Source organism: Flavobacterium sp. N2550, from assembly GCF_025947265.1.
Classification (GTDB): domain Bacteria; phylum Bacteroidota; class Bacteroidia; order Flavobacteriales; family Flavobacteriaceae; genus Flavobacterium; species Flavobacterium endophyticum.
Genome location: NZ_CP110007.1, coordinates 66,480 through 83,957 on the forward strand (window position 1 = coordinate 66,480; position 17,478 = coordinate 83,957).

The window sequence follows — 17,478 nt, forward strand, 5'->3', positions numbered from 1 at the left end:
ACATTTATGATTAGAAAAACTACTCTTAAAAACCAAAATCCACTATTTGGTAAAAGCTTTTTTCGCAACTTGAAATTCGTTTTCGGAATTGCTTTCTGCTCTCTGGGATTTGAAGCCCACTCACAGTACTGCGAGCCTTTTTTAGACTGCACGGATGACGATCTGATCCTAAATGTCTCGCTAGCAACATTAACGAACGCGAGCACATGCGGCGGTGACGGTTACAATGATTTTACAGCCATGGCTGCGCCAACTCTTACTATGGGAACCTCCTATCCTATTTCTGTAACAGTTGGAGACGGATGGTCAAATGAATCTGTCAGCGTTTGGATCGATTATAACGGAAATGAAATTTTTGAAACTTCAGAATTTACCTATATCGGTACCGGAAGCGGAAGTGTAGTTACAGGAAATATCACAATCCAAACTGCAACAGCAGGCAACAAGAGAATGAGAGTTCGTGTAGCAGCAGTTGGAGCAGTGGCAGCAACAGGCGAGCAAGCCTGTGATGAAGAGGATGAATATGGCGAAACAGAAGATTACACCGTAAACATCCAACCTCTTTTAAGCATTGACGACGTAAATGCGGCAAACAAACTGGCAATTTCTAAATCAAACGGCATGTTAAACATCAACAGCGCTGCCGACTTAATTGAGCAAGTTGAATTATATGATCTTACAGGCAAACTGATTTATTATAAAACAGGCATCAACAACAATGTTTCAAGCCTGGACAGTTCGCTTTTTGCCAATCAAATTTTAGTATTGAAAGTAAGGACTGCCGATCAAATTACGCATATCAAAAAAATAGCAAACTAACCCTTGCTCAATCCAAAATCATAAAGGCTGTCGCTTAAACGTGACGGCCTTTTTATTTTATCTTTTCAAGTTTTTGATTTTCTGACTTTCCAACTTTTAACTATCTTTGCACGCTTAAAATTAATACGATATGCAACTTTCAGAACAAGAAATCATCAGAAGAGAAAAATTGGGCAAGTTGAGAGAACTCGGCATCAACCCATATCCGGCTAATTTGTTTCCAGTGGATCACACCTCGAAACAGGTCAAGGACGCTTTTGAAGAAGGAAAGAAAGTGATTGTTGCAGGCCGCGTGATGAGTACTCGTATTCAAGGAAAAGCTTCTTTTGCTTCCTTGCAAGACAGCGAAGGACGCGTACAGATTTATATTAATCGTGATGAGCTTTGCCCAGGCGAAGACAAAACCTTATATAATGAGGTATTCAAAAAACTGGTAGACTTAGGCGATTTTATTGGAGTTGAAGGTGAATTGTTCACTACGCAGGTAGGTGAAAAATCAATCCGCGTCACGAATTTCACCCTATTGAGCAAAACCCTTCGTCCGTTGCCTCTGCCAAAAACAGATGCTGAAGGCAATCTGCACGATGGTTTTACCGATCCAGAATTGCGTTACCGCCAGCGTTATGTAGACCTAGTCGTGAATCCGGAGGTAAAAGAAGTTTTCGTAAAAAGAACAAAATTGTTCAATGCGATGCGAAACTTCTTCAATACGGCCGGATACATGGAAGTCGAAACTCCTGTATTGCAATCTATCCCTGGAGGTGCTGCCGCTAGGCCATTTATCACGCATCATAACTCTTTGGATATTCCTTTATACATGAGAATTGCCAACGAATTATATCTGAAAAGATTGATCGTAGGTGGTTTTGACGGCGTATACGAATTCTCCAAAAACTTCAGAAATGAAGGAATGGACAGGACGCATAATCCTGAATTCACCGCTATGGAAATCTATGTAGCCTATAAAGACTACAACTGGATGATGGAGTTTACTGAAAATCTTTTGGAACATTGCGCCATTGCCGTAAATGGAACTGCCGATGCTACCTTTGGAGAGCACCACGTAAGCTTCAAGGCGCCTTACGCAAGAGTTACAATGACCGACGCTATCATAAAATATACTGGTTTTGATATTTCTGGAAAATCGGAAAAAGAAATATTCGAAGCTGCAAAATCTATGGGAATTGCTGTAGATGAAACTATGGGTAAAGGAAAGCTAATCGACGAAATTTTCGGAGAAAAATGTGAAGGAAACTTTATCCAGCCGACTTTCATTACCGATTATCCAAAAGAAATGAGTCCGCTTTGCAAAGAACACCGCGACAACCCAGATCTTACAGAGCGTTTTGAATTGATGGTCTGCGGAAAAGAAGTAGCAAATGCGTATTCCGAGCTAAACGACCCGATCGACCAAAGAGAACGTTTTGAAGCACAGTTGAAATTGTCAGAAAGAGGCGATGACGAAGCAACTCAATTCATCGACAATGACTTCCTTAGAGCCTTAGAATACGGAATGCCTCCTACGTCAGGCTTGGGAATCGGCATGGATCGTTTGATTATGTTCTTGACCAATAACGCTTCGATTCAAGAAGTCTTATTCTTCCCTCAAATGCGTCCTGAGAAAAAAGCAGTAGAGGTAGAATTATCTGCTGAAGAAAAAGGAATCATTGAAATCTTGAAAGCCAATGAAAATGCCATGCCTTTGAACTTATTAAAAGTCAAAGCAGACTTAAGCGGTAAAAAATGGGACGCTGCCATGAAATCTTTGTCCAAACATGCCTTAGTAAAAGTAGCCGTAAACGGCGAAGACAAAATAGTAGAACATATAGGATAATTTTCCTGACTCTAACCAAAAGGACCGTTTTAATGAACGGTCTTTTTTAGTATAATCAATTGCCAAACAGCAAAATCTTTAATGCACACTAAAGCCCTTAACCAATCAAGAAAGTCTTCAATCCAAATAAAAAAGCTTCAACCCACACCATATAATGCTATTTTAGCATAAACTTTCGAAACTCATCCTATTCAAAGACAGCAATCCTGTTAAAAAAATTTACAAGTCATAATTTTACCATTATATTTCTTTGATTTTATTTTTAAATGATTTAGATTTGGTTTCTTAAACCTATTCAAATCAACAATTATGAAAAAAATATTCGCTATTCTTGCTCTTTTCTTAGCATTCTCAATCAGCGCAGTAGCTCAGGAAGGACAAAAAAATCCTGATACGGCAGCAGCGGCAGATTTTGCAGCCTTAAACAAGGTAGTTCCAATATCAAAAGCATCAGAAAGAGAAATCAAAGAAGCGTTTTATGCGAAACATAAATTCTTAACGCAGACAGATCTTACTGCAGAGCAAAAAGCACAAATTTCTACAGAAACTGAGGCAAAACTAGCAGAACTATTATCGCCAGAGCAGCTTAAAAAACTAAAAGCAAACAGAGAACTTTACAAAAAATTAGTTCAATAATATACAAAACCAAAAGCCCGCTTATAAGCGGGCTTTTTTTCGCTCCTGTTTTTCTGAAAGTCTTAAATAAATCAGAAAAAACACCTTCTCATTAAACCTTTTATTTTTATCAAGGTCTTACCATCAAACTAAAAATTAATAAAAGGAAAAATTATGAAAAAAATGTTTGCACTTGCAGTATTGATGATCGGAATGACGTCGTTTGCACAAGAAAAGCCAGCAGAAGGCAAAAGAGCAGAAAAAGCTAGAATGGAAAAATTGACTCCAGAACAGCGTAATGAAAAACACCTGAAAAAGCTGACTGCCGATTTAAGCCTAAGCGAATCACAGCAAAAACAGATGGCCGCGGTACTTTCTGAACAATCTGCAAAAAGAGAAGCTAAAAGAGCCGAAAGAGAAAAAGTGATGGAAGCGAAACGTTCTGAAAGAAAGGCGGAAATGGAAGCCACAGACGCAAAAATCAAAGCCATCCTGACTCCAGAACAGACTAAAAAATGGGAAGCTATGAAGACAGAAAGACGCGAAAAAGCCAAAGAAAAACTGCAAGACAGAAAAAAAAGAGCTGAAAAAAAGTAAGCAAAAGTTGACTCTTTTTTGAAATTATCTTAAATTGGCTTCAAATTTGATATACTATATCAAAACAAATTCATTTATTATGAAAAAATTTATTGCTATTCTATCTGTATTTTTTGCCTTCACGATTGCTTCTTTTGCACAAGCAAATCCATCCGAACAAGCAAAAAAAGATGTTGCTTCCTTATCTGAGGCGGTAACGCTGAGCGAGCAGAATAAAGCCACATTCTTAGAACTTTTCAAAAAGAAACATGAAGCGTTGTCAAAACCAGGACTTTCAGATGACAAGAAAAAAGTCATTTACAAATCGATCGATGCTAAATTGAGAGGTACTTTAAATGCCGACCAGATGGCCAAAATCGACAGCAATCCTGCATTATTAAAACAATTGACTCAATAATAACAATTGAGCATGTAATAGAAAAAAGGCTTTCCGATCGGAAAGCCTTTTTATTTTAGAACTGTTTTGTTACTTTGTCTACAGCCTTTATAGTAAAATCTAAGTCTTCGTAAGTCAAAGCATCGGTTATGAACCACGTTTCATAAGCAGAAGGAGCAATATAAATACCTTCTTGTAGCAATCCGTGGAAGAATTTCTTGAAATATTCGTTATCGCCTTTTGAAGCCGATTGCAAATCCGTTACCTGACTTTCGTCAAAATGAATCGAAATCATCGAGCCTACCCTATTGATGGTAAACTTGACGTTATTTGCCGTCAATTTTTCTCGTATCCCTTTTTCAAGATAAGCCGTTTTTTCTTCCAAACGTTGGAAAACTCCGGCATCTGTGCGTAAAGCTTTCAGCATTTCCAGACCTGCCGCCATCGCCAGAGGATTCCCAGATAATGTTCCTGCTTGATACACAGGCCCAAGCGGTGCCAGATAATTCATGATTTCGTTTCTTGCCGCAAAAGCTCCAACCGGGAGTCCGCCGCCAATTACCTTTCCAAAAGTCACGATATCCGCTTTAATACCAAACAATTCTTGCGCTCCGCCTTTTGCCAAGCGAAATCCGGTCATTACTTCATCAAAGATAAGCAATGTGCCGTTTTTATCGCAAAGTTCTCGTAAAGCCTGTAAAAACCCTTTTTGAGGAGGAATACAGCCCATGTTTCCTGCTACTGGCTCTATGATGATGGCCGCAATTTCATTTGGATTGGCAGCAAACAATTCGGCTACATTCTCAAGATCATTGTATTTCGCCAGCAACGTATCTTTTGCAGTGCCTTGCGTCACGCCTGGGCTGTTTGGCGCTCCGAAAGTAATCGCTCCGCTTCCAGCTTGTATCAAAAACGAATCCGAATGTCCGTGATAACAGCCTGCAAATTTGATAATCTTATCTCTTTTGGTATAGCCTCTTGCCAAGCGGATCGCACTCATGCAAGCTTCTGTCCCTGAATTTACAAAACGAATCTTGTCAATATTAGGCACCATCGAAACGGCCAATTCTGCAATTTCTGTTTCTAAAGCTGTCGGCATCCCGAAAGATGTCCCGAGCTTCGCCCTTTCGATTACGGCATTGACAACTGGATCAAAAGCATGGCCCAAAATCATCGGTCCCCAAGAGTTGATATAATCGATGAGCTTGTTACCGTCCTCGTCGAACAGATACGCCCCTTTAGCAGATTTGACAAAAATCGGCGTACCGCCAACGGCTTTAAACGCACGGACTGGAGAATTGACTCCTCCAGGAATTACTTTTTCAGCTTCAGCAAAAAGCTGGCTGCTTCTTTGGTATAGCATATTTTTCTATGAAAGAACCCGGAAAGGATTTAAAAACTCCGAGTTGAATTATTTTACTTTTATGAATTGTCCGATCGAAATAGCATTATCCGAAAGATTGTTCAATCTTTTCAGATCATCGACCGTAGTGTTGAATTTTTTAGAAATCGAATACAAAGTATCTCCCTTGGTTACTTCATAAAAACCTTCTGAATTGTTCGGAATTGTTGTGTTTGAAGCTATCGGCTGGCTTTTTTGGATCGGCGTAAACGTGGTACCCAAAACTTCAGAATCGTATTGGTGCAGATTATAGCGCTCGATATAGCTGATTAATTTGTCTGGGTATTTTGGATCGGTAGCATATCCTGCCGCTTTCAGTCCTTTTGCCCACGCTTCATAATCGCCTTTCTCTAACTTGAAAAGACTTGCGTAACGGCTACGTCCAGTCAAAAATTCAGCATGGTCTTTATAGGATTCTGCTGGGTCATTGTATTTTCTGAAACATTCTTGGTCCGAATCATCATCATGACGTACGCTTTCTCCTGTCCAGCCCGTATGGCATTTAATTCCAAAGTGATTGTTTGCTGTTTTGCTTAAGGTTCCTGAACCAGCACCCGATTCCAAGATACCTTGCGCTAAAATAATGCTCGCAGGAATTCCGTACTGTCTCATGTTGCTTTTTGCGATTTCCTTGTATTGGGAAACATAATTGTTTACCACTTCGCTATAAACGACTGTTCGTGAAGTAGATTCGATGACTTCAGTAGAGCGATTGTTAGAAGCAGAACTCGATTTTGTAGTTGCCACTGGCTTTCCAGTGTGAGATTTCCTAGTAACCACTTCCCTTTTCGGCTTATAAGCCGTTTTTTTAGTCGTTGCTACTTTTGACTTTGAAGAACCGCAGCTTGCCAGTGTTACGATTGCCAATAGAAATAAGATTTTTTTAAACATTGATTTTTATTTTGGGTAATTGTTTCTTCTCTAATACCTTGTTCATCCCCTCGATTCCTTGCAATCCGCCTGTATGGATAATCAAGATTTTTGAATTCGCCGGAAAATAATCTTTCTCAATCTTATCCAAAATTCCGAAGGTCAGTTTACTAGTATAAACGGGGTCTAGCGGAATATTATTATTTTGATTGAAATTATTTATAAAATCAATCAGCTCTGCATTCACCTTTCCGTAACCGCCGAAATGATACTCCGTAACCAGCTCCCAATTTTCATTTGTGGCAAATTTACGAATTTCTTCTTTTAGGAAATCCCCTTTTAACGCTGGAAAACCTAAAACCTTTTGGTGCGGCAAGGCCGAATTACTAATTCCCGAAATCGTGCCTCCTGTTCCAACGGCACAGCAGATATAGTCATATTGCGAATCTTCCTCTGTCACTATTTCTTCACAACCTTTTACTGCTAACGCATTTGTGCCTCCTTCTGGAATCAGATAAAAATCGCCAAACTTATGTCTCAATTTTTCGATGAATTCGGGATTTTCCTTGTCCGAATACTGCGTTCGCGAAACAAACTCAAATTCCATACCGTTTTCCTGGGCAAATTTTAAGGTCGGATTTTCCGCAATCTTATCCCTTAATTCGTCTCCTCGAATAATTCCGATCGTTTTAAAACCATTCTCCTTTCCTGCAAAAGCAACAGCAGCGATATGATTCGAAAAAGCACCGCCGAAAGTCAATAAAGCAGCATGACCTTCTTCTTTCGCTTTTAGCAGATTGTATTTTAGCTTTCTGAATTTATTTCCCGAAACAAAAGGATGAATAAGGTCTTCTCGGCGAATTGCGACCGAAATTCCATTTTTTGTTATGGGCAGATAGTGTGTTGGGATTTTCAAAATTGTTATTTGCTTAAATCGGTTTTGCTTTTAGATATTTAAAGGAACTCCAGAATTTTCGCGACGGCAGATACTCTAAATTTCTTTCGTTGCCATACGCTTCTCTTTCAAAACTGATATTCCTGTAAGCTTCATTTTTGTTTTTATACTGCATCAATCTGACCAAGTACTCCAAAAAATACCACACAAAAAACGGAACAATCAAGAGTTCCAACTGCTGGCGGATGTGGATACTTTCATGATTTACCAATACTTTATTTTCCTTGTCAAAAAGATTTTTGAGAATCACAAAAGGAAACACCGTCAGGCCTCGATATCCTTTAGGAATTAAATATTTGGAAACGATTAGAAACATTCATTATAAAGTTTATAAATTTGTATTTATGAATGAGCAAAATAATGAAAATAAATTAAAAGAAGGCGAAGATTTTTATTATACACCCGAAGGTTACAAGTGCTTTACTGAAAAATTTCACCTAAAACGCGGCTACTGCTGCAAAAGCGGATGCCGCCATTGTCCGTATGGCTTCGACAAAAAGACGGGCACAAACAAAAAACCTTGACGTTTAATTTAATTATATAAAACTAAATTTGCTGAGCCTTCAAAAATAAAACCTTTGAAAATCAGCAACTAAAAAACCTAGCAACTACAAAAAAATGACTTTCCAAGAACAAATACAGCAAGGAATCCCTTCCGTTTTGCCACAGCCTAAACCTTACGAAACTACTATCAACCATGCTCCAAAGCGAAAAGAAATTCTTTCTGCCGAAGAAAAAAAACTAGCCGTCCGAAATGCCTTGCGTTATTTTGACGCTAAAGACCATGCGGTTTTGGCAAAAGAGTTTTTAGAAGAATTGGATACGTACGGCAGAATCTACATGTATCGCCTTCGTCCGGAGTATAAGATGTATGCCCGTCCGATTTCAGAATATCCTGGAAAATCAGAACAAGCAAAAGCCATCATGCTGATGATCCAAAACAACTTGGATTATGCCGTAGCACAGCATCCGCACGAATTGATTACCTATGGCGGAAACGGTGCTGTTTTTCAAAACTGGGCACAATACCTGCTGACCATGAAATACCTTTCGGAAATGACTGAAGAACAAACGTTGGTCATGTATTCCGGACACCCGATGGGACTATTCCCTTCGCACAAAGAAGCACCAAGAGTTGTCGTTACCAACGGAATGGTCATTCCAAATTATTCCAAACCGGACGATTGGGAAAAATTCAATGCCCTAGGCGTTTCACAATACGGACAAATGACAGCAGGCAGCTATATGTACATCGGACCGCAAGGAATTGTCCACGGAACCACGATTACCGTTTTAAACGGATTCCGAAAAATAAAAAAATCCCCAAGCGGCAGCTTATTTGTCACTTCTGGATTAGGAGGAATGTCTGGAGCACAGCCAAAAGCCGGAAACATCGCCGGATGCGTTACCGTTTGCGCCGAAGTCAATCCTAAAATCACCCACATACGCCATTCGCAAGGCTGGATCAACGAAATTATCGAAAATATAGAAGAACTCGTTCCAAGAGTCAAAAAAGCGTTAGAAAACAAAGAAATTGTTTCTATTGCTTATTTAGGAAACATAGTAGATGTTTGGGAGCGCTTTGACCAAGAAAACCTGCATATCGATTTAGGTTCCGACCAGACATCGTTGCACAATCCTTGGGCCGGAGGCTATTATCCGATGGGCTATTCTTTTGAAGAATCCAACGAATTGATGGCCAACGATCCTGAAAAATTCAAGAACGAAGTACAGAAAACATTGCGCCGTCACGCAGCAGCTATTAACAAACACACCGCAAAAGGAACTTATTTCTTCGATTACGGAAATGCCTTTTTACTAGAAGCTTCCCGTGCCGGAGCAGATGTGATGGCCGAAAATAATATCGATTTCAAATACCCGAGCTACGTACAAGACATCATGGGACCTATGTGTTTTGACTATGGATTCGGTCCTTTCCGTTGGGTTTGTGCTTCCGGAAAACCCGAAGACTTGGCTAAGACAGACGAAATTGCCTCAAAAGTGCTAGAAGAAATGTCGAAAACAGCACCGATCGAAATCCAGCAACAGATGCAAGATAATATCCAATGGATTAAAGGCGCACAAGAAAACAAACTAGTCGTAGGCTCACAAGCAAGAATTCTCTATGCCGATGCTGAAGGAAGAACCAAGATTGCAGAAGCCTTCAACCAAGCCATTGCCAGAGGCGAAATTGGATACGTCGTTTTAGGCCGCGACCACCATGATGTTTCTGGTACCGATTCTCCTTACCGAGAAACCTCAAACATCTATGACGGCTCTAAATTTACGGCAGACATGGCCATCCATAATGTTATTGGCGACAGCTTTAGAGGCGCTACTTGGGTTTCGATTCACAATGGCGGCGGCGTGGGCTGGGGCGAGGTTATAAACGGTGGTTTTGGTATGGTTCTTGATGGCTCTAAAGAAGCTTCAAGACGCTTGGAATCAATGCTTTTCTGGGATGTAAACAACGGTATTTCCAGAAGAAGCTGGGCCAGAAACGACGGAGCTATATTCGCTATAAAAAGAGCCATGGAAGCGCAACCTTTATTAAAAGTTACCATCCCTAATAAAGTTGATGATGCGCTTTTAGACTTTTAATATTTTCATCAAGCAATTATGAAGAAGCTGAATAGTATTTCATTAATGTTTATGAGCCTCGGATTTTTTATTCTAGGTCTGCTTTTTGAAAATATACGATTAAAAATTGTAGTCTTATCGGCTGCCGCAATCCTAAGCATTGTTGCCGCCATAAGAAGCTTTCAAGAAAAGAAAAAGAACAAATAACACATTCATCAACACTAGGTATTAAAATAAACTGCTATGAAAACTATTAAATTATTACCCCTGCTTTTTCTATTTGCTGTCGCCTCCTGCTCCTCTGTTAGAGTTGCTACTGATTTTGACAAAAACGTCGATTTTACGAAATACAAATCATTTGCCTTTTTCAAATCCGGAGTCGATAAAGTAGAAATTTCTGATCTGGACAAAAGAAGAATCTTAAATGCTATTGATGCAGAATTGACCGCAAAAGGCTTTACAAAAAGCGAAAGTCCAGATCTATTGGTAAACATTTTTACCAAATCGCGCGAGCAAGTCGATATCAACCAATTTAACGCCGGATGGGGTTACGGTTGGGGATGGGGCTGGAGCCCTTGGATGTGGGGCGGACGAAGCACTACCGTTTCAACTTCTACGGAAGGAACACTATACATCGATTTGATCGATGCTAGAAAAAAAGAACTCATCTGGCAAGGTGAAGGTGTCGGCGTGCTGACACAGAACATGAACAAAAAAGACGAGCGGATCCAAGAATTCGTCAAAAAAATCTTGGCAAAATACCCGCCTGAAAAAAAATAAGCCAGAAATAACACAAAACCAAATCAAGACCGCAATCCTGTTGCGGTTTTTTTATGCCGATAACAAGACCGAGAAGCATTTTTTATGTTTTTTTAAGACTTGTTTCTGCTAAAGATTTGTAATTTTACCAAAACTACAACGTTTGAAAATATGAATGCAGCATTTGAAAGCAACCCTTTGATTGATAGACTTCCTGAACATTTAAAGCAATTTATTAAACCACAGGATTATGCAGACTATACGCCTATAAACCAAGCGGTTTGGCGCTATGTGATGCGCAAAAATGTAGATTACCTTTCAAAAGTAGCACACCATTCGTATCTCGACGGACTGAAAAAAACAGGCCTAGAGATTGAAAATATCCCTAACATGTACGGAATGAACCGCATCCTAAAAGAAATAGGATGGGCTGCCGTTGCAGTCGACGGATTTATTCCCCCGAATGCCTTTATGGAGTTCCAAGCCTATAATGTCTTGGTAATCGCTTCAGACATCCGACAGTTAGAACACATCGAATATACTCCCGCTCCAGACATTATCCACGAAGGAGCCGGCCATGCCCCTATTATCGCCAATCCGGAATATGCTGAATATTTAAGACGTTTTGGTGAAATCGGCTGCAAGGCCATTTCTTCTTCTAGAGATTATGAAATGTATGAAGCCATTCGTCTCCTTTCTATCCTGAAAGAAGCCGAAGGAACACCTCAAAATGAAATCGATGCCATCGAGATAAAAGTAGACGACCTGCAAAACGACATGGGCGAATTATCCGAAATGGCTCTTATCCGAAACTTGCATTGGTGGACTGTGGAATATGGCCTGATTGGCGATATTGATAATCCTAAAATCTACGGTGCCGGATTGCTTTCTTCTATCGGAGAAAGTGCTTGGTGCATGACCGATAACGTAAAGAAAATACCTTACGATATCAATGCAGCGTACCAAAGTTTCGACATTACGAAACCGCAGCCGCAACTATTCGTGACCCCTGATTTTGCACAATTAAGTTTGGTCTTGGAAGAATTTGCCAATAAAATGGCACTCCGAACCGGAGGTCTTTCAGGCGTCCAAAAACTCATCCAGTCAAAAGCATTGGGCACGATCGAATTGAGCACGGGAATTCAGATTTCTGGTGTTTTTACGAATGTAATCGAAAGCGACGGCAAGCCTATCTATGTGCAAACTACAGGAAAAACCGCGCTATCTTACAGAGAAAAAGAATTAGTAGGCCATTCCACATCGTATCATGCTGAAGGTTTCGGCAGTCCTATAGGAAAACTGAAAGGAATCAACCTAGCGATAGAAGACATGAGTCCTAGAGACCTGCAAGCTTACGGCATTTATGAAGGCGAGCGCGTTTCGTTAGAATTCCAAGGCGATATTACCGTTACAGGAGAAATTATTACGGGAACCCGAAACATTCAAGGAAAAATCATCCTGATCAGCTTTAAAAACTGTACAGTAACCCACAATGATACCGTATTGTTCCAGCCAGAATGGGGCATCTATGATATGGCAGTAGGCAAAAAAGTAATTTCTGCTTTTTCCGGTCCGGCCGATGTAAGAAGTTTTGACCTCAGCAGCCATGTGCCTTCAAGCCATACCATAAAAGCTAAAAAAAGTACAGAAAGAGAAGAACTCGAAAGCCTCTACCTCAACATTCGAAACATACGCGAAGGAAAAACATCCTTCATGACTATCGAGAAAACATTTGAAACCCTAAAAGAAAACCATCCAAAAGACTGGCTTTTAGCTGTTGAAATTGCTGAACTTTTAGACAAAAATCACCAGACCGATTTCTTGCAGAAAGTCATTATCTATCTGGAAAAACAAAAACAAAATCGTCCAGAAGTAGCACACCTGATTTCAGGAGGACTCGAACTGATTTTTGAAAACGAAAGCGTTTAAAAAGAAATAAAAAAAGAACAAGAATCGATTGGCTAAAGCAACACTTTGTCAATCGATTCTTCATTTATAGTCTTTCCGTCATATCGCAAGGTCCAGCCCATTGAATTGGTCGTAATCAGAATCTTCGAAAGCTCGCTAATCAAGCGATTTTGAGCATTCGTTTTTAAAGTCGATTTTTCAATCTTTTTCGCCAGATTAGCCTTCACCGATTTGCTGATTTTATTATAATCATCGCCCGTAAACGGATTCATTCGGCTCTGATTCACATCATAAAACTTGATATCCGGATTAATCTTGATCTCTTCCTTTGGAATATACGTAATCGTAATCGTCTTGTCCTTCTCATCAATATCATATTTCATCTGGCGCAGGTCGTACGCCACCGTAACTTCAGCATTAACGATAACCAACGCCTTTTTCTCAAAAGAAATCAAGTCCATCAAATACTTGTCCTGATCTTTATACGTCAGCACTTCGGCAAAATGCCCTTCTGTAACGACCAATTTGCCAACATTCACGATACGTTCCTGAATCAGATTCGTATCATATTCTATCGTAGCGCTATCCCCTTTCTTGAATTCGCAAAAGCGAAAAGCCAAAATAATAACTACCACAATTCCCACAAAAATGAGGATTCTTCGCATCGCTTTTTTTTATAAAGTTAGAAAAATAAAATCAAGAAGCTAAAAAGAAACAAACATATCGTCCCAAAAAAGAAGTTAAAACTGAATAAAAGGAAACTGATATTGCACCGCCTGTATGCTGTTCTGCAAACCTTCCAAAAACTTTCGGTGCTGTTCAGAATCCGGATGAAAAGAACGATGCGCCAATCCCCTCTGAATCCTTTCCACTTCCTGCATCATTGAAAAAGCCGATTCTGCTACCCACGTTTCCGCAAATCGCTTCCAAATATAATCAATAGCAGTCGTGCTCGGATGAATCATGTCCTCCGCATAAAAACGATAATCGCGAAGCTCGTCCATCATGATTTCATAACTCGGGAAATAATATGCGATTTCAGATTGCTGCGTTCTGACTTGATGGACAGCCGAAATCAAATTTGCTTTGCTCCACTGGTTTTCCACAAAACCATCCTTGATATGGCGGACCGGAGAAATCGTAAAGATTATTTTTGCCTCCGGATTGATAGAAGAAACCGATTTGATCATTTCCTCAAGTCCCTGCGTAATCTCTTCTACAGAAAGAAGTATCTTTTTAAATTCCTTTTGAGGCACTTTGTGGCAATTGGCAACCAATTGTCCGTTTTCGACCCTGCGGTATACCCAAGAAGTCCCGAGCGTAATTATTAAATGCGAACAGCCCACTATAGCCTCATGAAGAAGCTTTACGTTTGAATTGAGCAGTTCTAGAAATTCGTCTTTAGAAGCCCGACTCAAATCAGAATGAACGTCAAAACAATGCCATCTTTCGTTGTGGAAGAAAACAGCACTTTCGGTAAACTGCTCCCGCAAGACAGCCTTCTGGATTATCTTATTCAACGCTAGAGGATGAAACAAGATGCCAAACGGATTAACTGCATTCTGGAATTTAAAATAATCCAGCTTTTCAGCCATATTCACCGCAAAACACGAACCCAAAGAAACAATCTTAGAATGATAATCTATCGGATGATTGCTTTTAAATATCGGAATTGGAGTAGTGAAATGCATGGATTGAAAAATTTTAACTCAAAGATACGAAGTTGAAAAATGTAATGACTAAAAAAAATCCCCAGCTACTGAAGCTAGGGATTATAATGATTCTGATGCAGAAGCCTATTGTAATACCGGCACATAACGTCGAGGCGCTTCTCCTGCCAGCACTTTAGCTATCTGATCTGATATGGCTCCATCAATCAAGCGATCCAGCCAGAAGAACTCTCCAGCCGAATTGATTTCCAGAAAATAATGCTCATTCTCCGGAGTAACGATAATATCTACCGCCCCGTAATTGATCTGATAGATATCCATCATCTTTAATAATTTTTCTTGTACCGATTCCGGCAGTTCATAAGGCTCCCATTGGTCTAGCAGCTCTACACCTTCCCTGCGCCAGTCTACTTTGGCATTCTCTAGTTTTTGAGAATCCACGGCAAACGAAAAAACAGCGTCACCTACAATCGTAATCCGCAATTCCTTCTGTTTCTCGAGCTTCTCCTGAAACTGCATCGGGCAATACTGCAGGCTATCTATCGAATCCAGATTATCTTCCGTGATGACATTCGTAAAAACCACATGTTCTACTCCTTCCTTATCGATAGCAAAAGAACTTTGCATTTTCGTAATCGCGCCCTTAGAATGCGAGCGAACAAACCTTTTCGCCTCTTCTGGATTATTTGTAATGCACGTTTCCGGAATTTTCAATCCCAAAAAAGAAGCAATTTTCATCTGCTCCTCTTTGCTGTCCAGCCTTCGGTATTGGCTGAATTTGCCAATCTGAAAACAATTCATGCTTTCCAGCATGCCAAAAAGCGTAGCCCTCACCTCTCCGTGCACAGAAGCCAAATATTCTCCTTCAAGCACGCTGCCGAGGCCGCTGCCCAAATTATGGCTCCTTCTGTACCATACTGCTGCAATATCATGCAACGATTCCCTTTCTCCGTTATAATCAAGATAGACCTTCCATTGGCCGTCTTCATAACAGCTTGACAAGCCGTAATACAGCGGATATTGGTCTACATTAAAACGTATTCCCCTTGCATTGTATTTTTTTAGCTGTTCAGAAACAGTCGCTATAGATTCGTTATCGTTGCTATGTGTAATGATTAATATTTTCTTCATAATTTGATTCAGGGGAAAAATTTAAATAAATATAAGCCCTATTTCTTATCAGGACAATTTTGAAACTAATTTTTCAGCGATAGTCTCGCCAATAGGATACCCAAGATCCCTTTGCAGCATGCCCCACTCGCCTTGAGGATTCACTTCTAAAAAAACATAACGCCCATCCTGATGACGGATCATATCGATAGCCCCAAAAAAGAGACCCAGCTCGCGCATCATTTTCGTGAGCGAAGCCGCAATCCCATCAGGCAATACATACGGTTCCCATCCCAAATAAATATCAGTCGCAATACGCCAGTCCGTCTTGCCCCGTTCCGATTGGCCCGCGTTGATTTTTCCGGCAAAAAACGCACCATCCACATACACAATCCGAAGCTCGTATGCTTTAGGAATCATCTCCTGAAAAATCATCGGACAATAAATCAAGGTAGCAAGATCATCCAAATTAGATTCTTTAATTAGCGTAGTAGGAAAAAAAGGCGTATCCCCCAACATACTGCGAGACAAAGCACCATGCAGCTTGCCGATCATCTGGCTGTTGCATTCTTCATAAAAAAAAGCCTTGACTTTTTTCTGGTCGTTCGTAAAAAGACTTTTGGGCACCTCAATGCCATTACGAGCCGCTACAGACAATTGTTCGAATTTATTGTTGCTGACTTCATGATCGCGCGCCATCGGATTAAACCAAGGCACTTCTTTCAAAGACTCAAAAAAGATATTCCGCATCGTAAAATACTCTTGGAAATAAATCTCTTTAAAATCATCGTCAAGCTCTTCAGGAATCTCTGCCGTCCATAATTTGCGATACCAAACCGCTTCAATATCGGCAACGGCAATACTTTGCTCCCCTATTTGTATGTGGACATTGCTTTTGGCAGTGTCAAGCGAATAGTCAAAAGATAATTTAGAAGAAAAAAGGTCTGTATTCATTCTATACGCCTCTTTCCCTAACTCTTTCAGCCTTTTCATTACTATATCTATCGTATAGTGATCATTGCTGTGTGTAAGACAAAGTATCATTAAAAAATCTGGAATTATTAAATAAAAAAAAAGCCCAAGACATTCAAATCCCGGAGCTTAAAAAAAGAAGCAACAGCATTCCTTATCAAGAACACTGTTGCTATCAATGCATTTTAAGACTTAACTCCATCCTCATCATTATCCGATGGATACTTCATCGTCTGATAAAGATCTTTGATTCTGCTAGTGATGATTTGGCCTGGACCATCTTCACCATCAGATGGAAATTTTAAAGTTACGGCGTCAGTACCACCGTTAATTTTTTCTAGCTCCTTCTCAGGCACTTGGCTTTCCAAGAAATTAGCAAAGAAAGGCTTCTTTAATTTTTTTTCATTTTCCATAGTAATACTAATTTGGGATTAATAATATGTTTATTTTTCAGTCCTAAGATAAAAAAAATTACACTACAAAAACTACCTGAATACAGGTAAATTAAAAATTTAACATATTTATTGACAATTAGTTAGTAGCGAACAAGTAAGAAATAGCCCACAATCCCTTTATTTAGTCAGCTCCCATAAAATTCTTCTGTTGTAAAAAATAATTACAACCTCCGGAAATTATTTTTCCTCTTGCGGAACCCTTTTTCCTCCCTTCCGGCACTAATTTGCCGCTTTCCGAAATCAACTATCCTCCTTCCGAAATTACTTTGCCACTTTCCGAAGCTCATTTTGCGCCTTCCGAAACTAGTTTTACCCTTACGGAAATTACTTTGCCGCTTTCCGAAGCCTATTTTCCGCCTTCCGAAACTAGTTTTCCCCTTACGGAAATTACTTTGTCGCTTTCCGAAGCCTATTTTTCGCCTTTCGAAACTAGTGTTACCCTTACGGAAATTACTTTGTCGCTTTCCGAAGCTCATTTTCCGCCTTCCGAAAACTTCCAAAATCAAAAATCTTCCCTCCTAAATCCCCCCTGTCCTATTTTGCCCCCAACATTGTC

At 39.9% G+C, this 17,478-nt stretch carries 19 protein-coding genes; 10 read left to right on the plus strand and 9 right to left on the minus strand.

Going from position 1 to position 17,478, the window contains the following annotated elements:
- Nucleotides 1-6 precede the first annotated feature (6 nt).
- The 5 genes from OLM56_RS00270 (at nucleotide 7) to OLM56_RS00290 (ending at nucleotide 4,262) form a co-directional block, all read left to right on the plus strand.
- The gene (locus OLM56_RS00270; RefSeq protein ID WP_264527922.1) at nucleotides 7-819 is read left to right on the plus strand and encodes a GEVED domain-containing protein; all 813 of its coding nucleotides are present in this window, start codon (nucleotides 7-9) and stop codon (nucleotides 817-819) included.
- A 130-nt stretch (nucleotides 820-949) separates the two neighbouring features.
- Nucleotides 950-2,653 carry a lysine--tRNA ligase gene (gene lysS / locus OLM56_RS00275; RefSeq protein WP_264527923.1) on the plus strand — a complete coding sequence of 568 codons (1,704 nt, stop codon included), beginning with the start codon at nucleotides 950-952 and terminating at the stop codon, nucleotides 2,651-2,653.
- 309 nt (nucleotides 2,654-2,962) lie between these two features.
- Entirely contained in the window at nucleotides 2,963-3,289 is a 327-nt protein-coding gene (locus OLM56_RS00280) for a hypothetical protein (protein ID WP_264527924.1), read from the plus strand.
- 153 nt (nucleotides 3,290-3,442) lie between these two features.
- Entirely contained in the window at nucleotides 3,443-3,865 is a 423-nt protein-coding gene (locus OLM56_RS00285; RefSeq protein WP_264527925.1) for a hypothetical protein, read from the plus strand.
- Nucleotides 3,866-3,944: 79 nt separating this feature from the next.
- The gene (locus tag OLM56_RS00290) at nucleotides 3,945-4,262 is read left to right on the plus strand and encodes a hypothetical protein (protein ID WP_264527926.1); all 318 of its coding nucleotides are present in this window, start codon (nucleotides 3,945-3,947) and stop codon (nucleotides 4,260-4,262) included.
- Nucleotides 4,263-4,317: 55 nt separating this feature from the next.
- On the opposite strand, the gene hemL is transcribed toward OLM56_RS00290, so the two are convergent.
- Genes hemL through OLM56_RS00310 form a run of 4 tightly spaced genes read right to left on the minus strand, consistent with a single transcriptional unit; the run spans nucleotide 4,318 to nucleotide 7,784 of the window.
- Entirely contained in the window at nucleotides 4,318-5,604 is a 1,287-nt protein-coding gene (hemL, locus tag OLM56_RS00295) for a glutamate-1-semialdehyde 2,1-aminomutase (RefSeq protein WP_264527927.1), read from the minus strand.
- Nucleotides 5,605-5,652: 48 nt separating this feature from the next.
- Nucleotides 5,653-6,534 (minus strand): glucosaminidase domain-containing protein, encoded by an 882-nt coding sequence (locus OLM56_RS00300; protein ID WP_264527928.1) that lies wholly within the window; start codon nucleotides 6,532-6,534, stop codon nucleotides 5,653-5,655.
- Nucleotides 6,527-7,429 carry a 1-aminocyclopropane-1-carboxylate deaminase/D-cysteine desulfhydrase gene (locus OLM56_RS00305; RefSeq protein ID WP_264527929.1) on the minus strand — a complete coding sequence of 301 codons (903 nt, stop codon included), beginning with the start codon at nucleotides 7,427-7,429 and terminating at the stop codon, nucleotides 6,527-6,529. The genes OLM56_RS00300 and OLM56_RS00305 overlap by 8 nt, the downstream gene beginning before the upstream one ends.
- 13 nt (nucleotides 7,430-7,442) lie before the next feature.
- Nucleotides 7,443-7,784 carry a hypothetical protein gene (locus tag OLM56_RS00310; protein WP_121375082.1) on the minus strand — a complete coding sequence of 114 codons (342 nt, stop codon included), beginning with the start codon at nucleotides 7,782-7,784 and terminating at the stop codon, nucleotides 7,443-7,445.
- Between the two features lie 28 nt (nucleotides 7,785-7,812).
- Between OLM56_RS00310 and OLM56_RS00315 the strand changes: the two genes are divergently transcribed.
- From OLM56_RS00315 to OLM56_RS00335, 5 genes are all read left to right on the plus strand, one after another.
- Nucleotides 7,813-7,992: a DUF5522 domain-containing protein gene (locus OLM56_RS00315; protein WP_121375083.1), complete on the plus strand. Its 180-nt coding sequence runs from the start codon at nucleotides 7,813-7,815 to the stop codon at nucleotides 7,990-7,992.
- A gap of 94 nt (nucleotides 7,993-8,086) precedes the next feature.
- Complete coding sequence (locus OLM56_RS00320; protein ID WP_264527930.1) at nucleotides 8,087-10,069, plus strand: urocanate hydratase; 1,983 nt, start codon at nucleotides 8,087-8,089, stop codon at nucleotides 10,067-10,069.
- An 18-nt stretch (nucleotides 10,070-10,087) separates the two neighbouring features.
- The gene (locus tag OLM56_RS00325) at nucleotides 10,088-10,255 is read left to right on the plus strand and encodes a hypothetical protein (protein ID WP_170148736.1); all 168 of its coding nucleotides are present in this window, start codon (nucleotides 10,088-10,090) and stop codon (nucleotides 10,253-10,255) included.
- 36 nt (nucleotides 10,256-10,291) lie between these two features.
- Entirely contained in the window at nucleotides 10,292-10,828 is a 537-nt protein-coding gene (locus OLM56_RS00330; protein ID WP_121375085.1) for a DUF4136 domain-containing protein, read from the plus strand.
- A gap of 150 nt (nucleotides 10,829-10,978) precedes the next feature.
- The gene (locus OLM56_RS00335) at nucleotides 10,979-12,736 is read left to right on the plus strand and encodes an aromatic amino acid hydroxylase (RefSeq protein WP_264527931.1); all 1,758 of its coding nucleotides are present in this window, start codon (nucleotides 10,979-10,981) and stop codon (nucleotides 12,734-12,736) included.
- A gap of 32 nt (nucleotides 12,737-12,768) precedes the next feature.
- Here OLM56_RS00335 and OLM56_RS00340 read toward each other — a convergent pair whose 3' ends face one another.
- From OLM56_RS00340 to OLM56_RS00360, 5 genes are all read right to left on the minus strand, one after another.
- Nucleotides 12,769-13,380, minus strand: a complete 612-nt coding sequence (locus OLM56_RS00340; RefSeq protein ID WP_121375087.1) for a DUF4230 domain-containing protein — start codon at nucleotides 13,378-13,380, stop codon at nucleotides 12,769-12,771.
- Between the two features lie 75 nt (nucleotides 13,381-13,455).
- Nucleotides 13,456-14,406: a GSCFA domain-containing protein gene (locus tag OLM56_RS00345; RefSeq protein ID WP_264527932.1), complete on the minus strand. Its 951-nt coding sequence runs from the start codon at nucleotides 14,404-14,406 to the stop codon at nucleotides 13,456-13,458.
- 105 nt (nucleotides 14,407-14,511) lie between these two features.
- Nucleotides 14,512-15,516, minus strand: a complete 1,005-nt coding sequence (locus OLM56_RS00350; protein WP_264527933.1) for an MvdC/MvdD family ATP grasp protein — start codon at nucleotides 15,514-15,516, stop codon at nucleotides 14,512-14,514.
- A 48-nt stretch (nucleotides 15,517-15,564) separates the two neighbouring features.
- Entirely contained in the window at nucleotides 15,565-16,539 is a 975-nt protein-coding gene (locus OLM56_RS00355) for an MvdC/MvdD family ATP grasp protein (RefSeq protein ID WP_121375090.1), read from the minus strand.
- A gap of 113 nt (nucleotides 16,540-16,652) precedes the next feature.
- A complete protein-coding gene (locus tag OLM56_RS00360; protein ID WP_121375091.1) occupies nucleotides 16,653-16,880 on the minus strand; it encodes a microviridin/marinostatin family tricyclic proteinase inhibitor in 228 nt (75 codons plus the stop codon).
- Between the last annotated feature and the right edge of the window lie 598 nt (nucleotides 16,881-17,478).

What these genes read in the sequence shown, in the direction of transcription:
- OLM56_RS00270 (WP_264527922.1), top strand. Translation starts at nt 7, where the DNA reads ATGATTAGAAAAACTACTCTTAAAAACCAAAATCCACTATTTGGTAAA.
- lysS (WP_264527923.1), top strand. Translation starts at nt 950, where the DNA reads ATGCAACTTTCAGAACAAGAAATCATCAGAAGAGAAAAATTGGGCAAG.
- OLM56_RS00280 (WP_264527924.1), top strand. Translation starts at nt 2,963, where the DNA reads ATGAAAAAAATATTCGCTATTCTTGCTCTTTTCTTAGCATTCTCAATC.
- OLM56_RS00285 (WP_264527925.1), top strand. Translation starts at nt 3,443, where the DNA reads ATGAAAAAAATGTTTGCACTTGCAGTATTGATGATCGGAATGACGTCG.
- OLM56_RS00290 (WP_264527926.1), top strand. Translation starts at nt 3,945, where the DNA reads ATGAAAAAATTTATTGCTATTCTATCTGTATTTTTTGCCTTCACGATT.
- hemL (WP_264527927.1), bottom strand. Translation starts at nt 5,604, where the DNA reads ATGCTATACCAAAGAAGCAGCCAGCTTTTTGCTGAAGCTGAAAAAGTA.
- OLM56_RS00300 (WP_264527928.1), bottom strand. Translation starts at nt 6,534, where the DNA reads ATGTTTAAAAAAATCTTATTTCTATTGGCAATCGTAACACTGGCAAGC.
- OLM56_RS00310 (WP_121375082.1), bottom strand. Translation starts at nt 7,784, where the DNA reads ATGTTTCTAATCGTTTCCAAATATTTAATTCCTAAAGGATATCGAGGC.
- OLM56_RS00315 (WP_121375083.1), top strand. Translation starts at nt 7,813, where the DNA reads ATGAATGAGCAAAATAATGAAAATAAATTAAAAGAAGGCGAAGATTTT.
- OLM56_RS00320 (WP_264527930.1), top strand. Translation starts at nt 8,087, where the DNA reads ATGACTTTCCAAGAACAAATACAGCAAGGAATCCCTTCCGTTTTGCCA.
- OLM56_RS00325 (WP_170148736.1), top strand. Translation starts at nt 10,088, where the DNA reads ATGAAGAAGCTGAATAGTATTTCATTAATGTTTATGAGCCTCGGATTT.
- OLM56_RS00330 (WP_121375085.1), top strand. Translation starts at nt 10,292, where the DNA reads ATGAAAACTATTAAATTATTACCCCTGCTTTTTCTATTTGCTGTCGCC.
- OLM56_RS00335 (WP_264527931.1), top strand. Translation starts at nt 10,979, where the DNA reads ATGAATGCAGCATTTGAAAGCAACCCTTTGATTGATAGACTTCCTGAA.
- OLM56_RS00340 (WP_121375087.1), bottom strand. Translation starts at nt 13,380, where the DNA reads ATGCGAAGAATCCTCATTTTTGTGGGAATTGTGGTAGTTATTATTTTG.
- OLM56_RS00345 (WP_264527932.1), bottom strand. Translation starts at nt 14,406, where the DNA reads ATGCATTTCACTACTCCAATTCCGATATTTAAAAGCAATCATCCGATA.
- OLM56_RS00350 (WP_264527933.1), bottom strand. Translation starts at nt 15,516, where the DNA reads ATGAAGAAAATATTAATCATTACACATAGCAACGATAACGAATCTATA.
- OLM56_RS00355 (WP_121375090.1), bottom strand. Translation starts at nt 16,539, where the DNA reads ATGATACTTTGTCTTACACACAGCAATGATCACTATACGATAGATATA.
- OLM56_RS00360 (WP_121375091.1), bottom strand. Translation starts at nt 16,880, where the DNA reads ATGGAAAATGAAAAAAAATTAAAGAAGCCTTTCTTTGCTAATTTCTTG.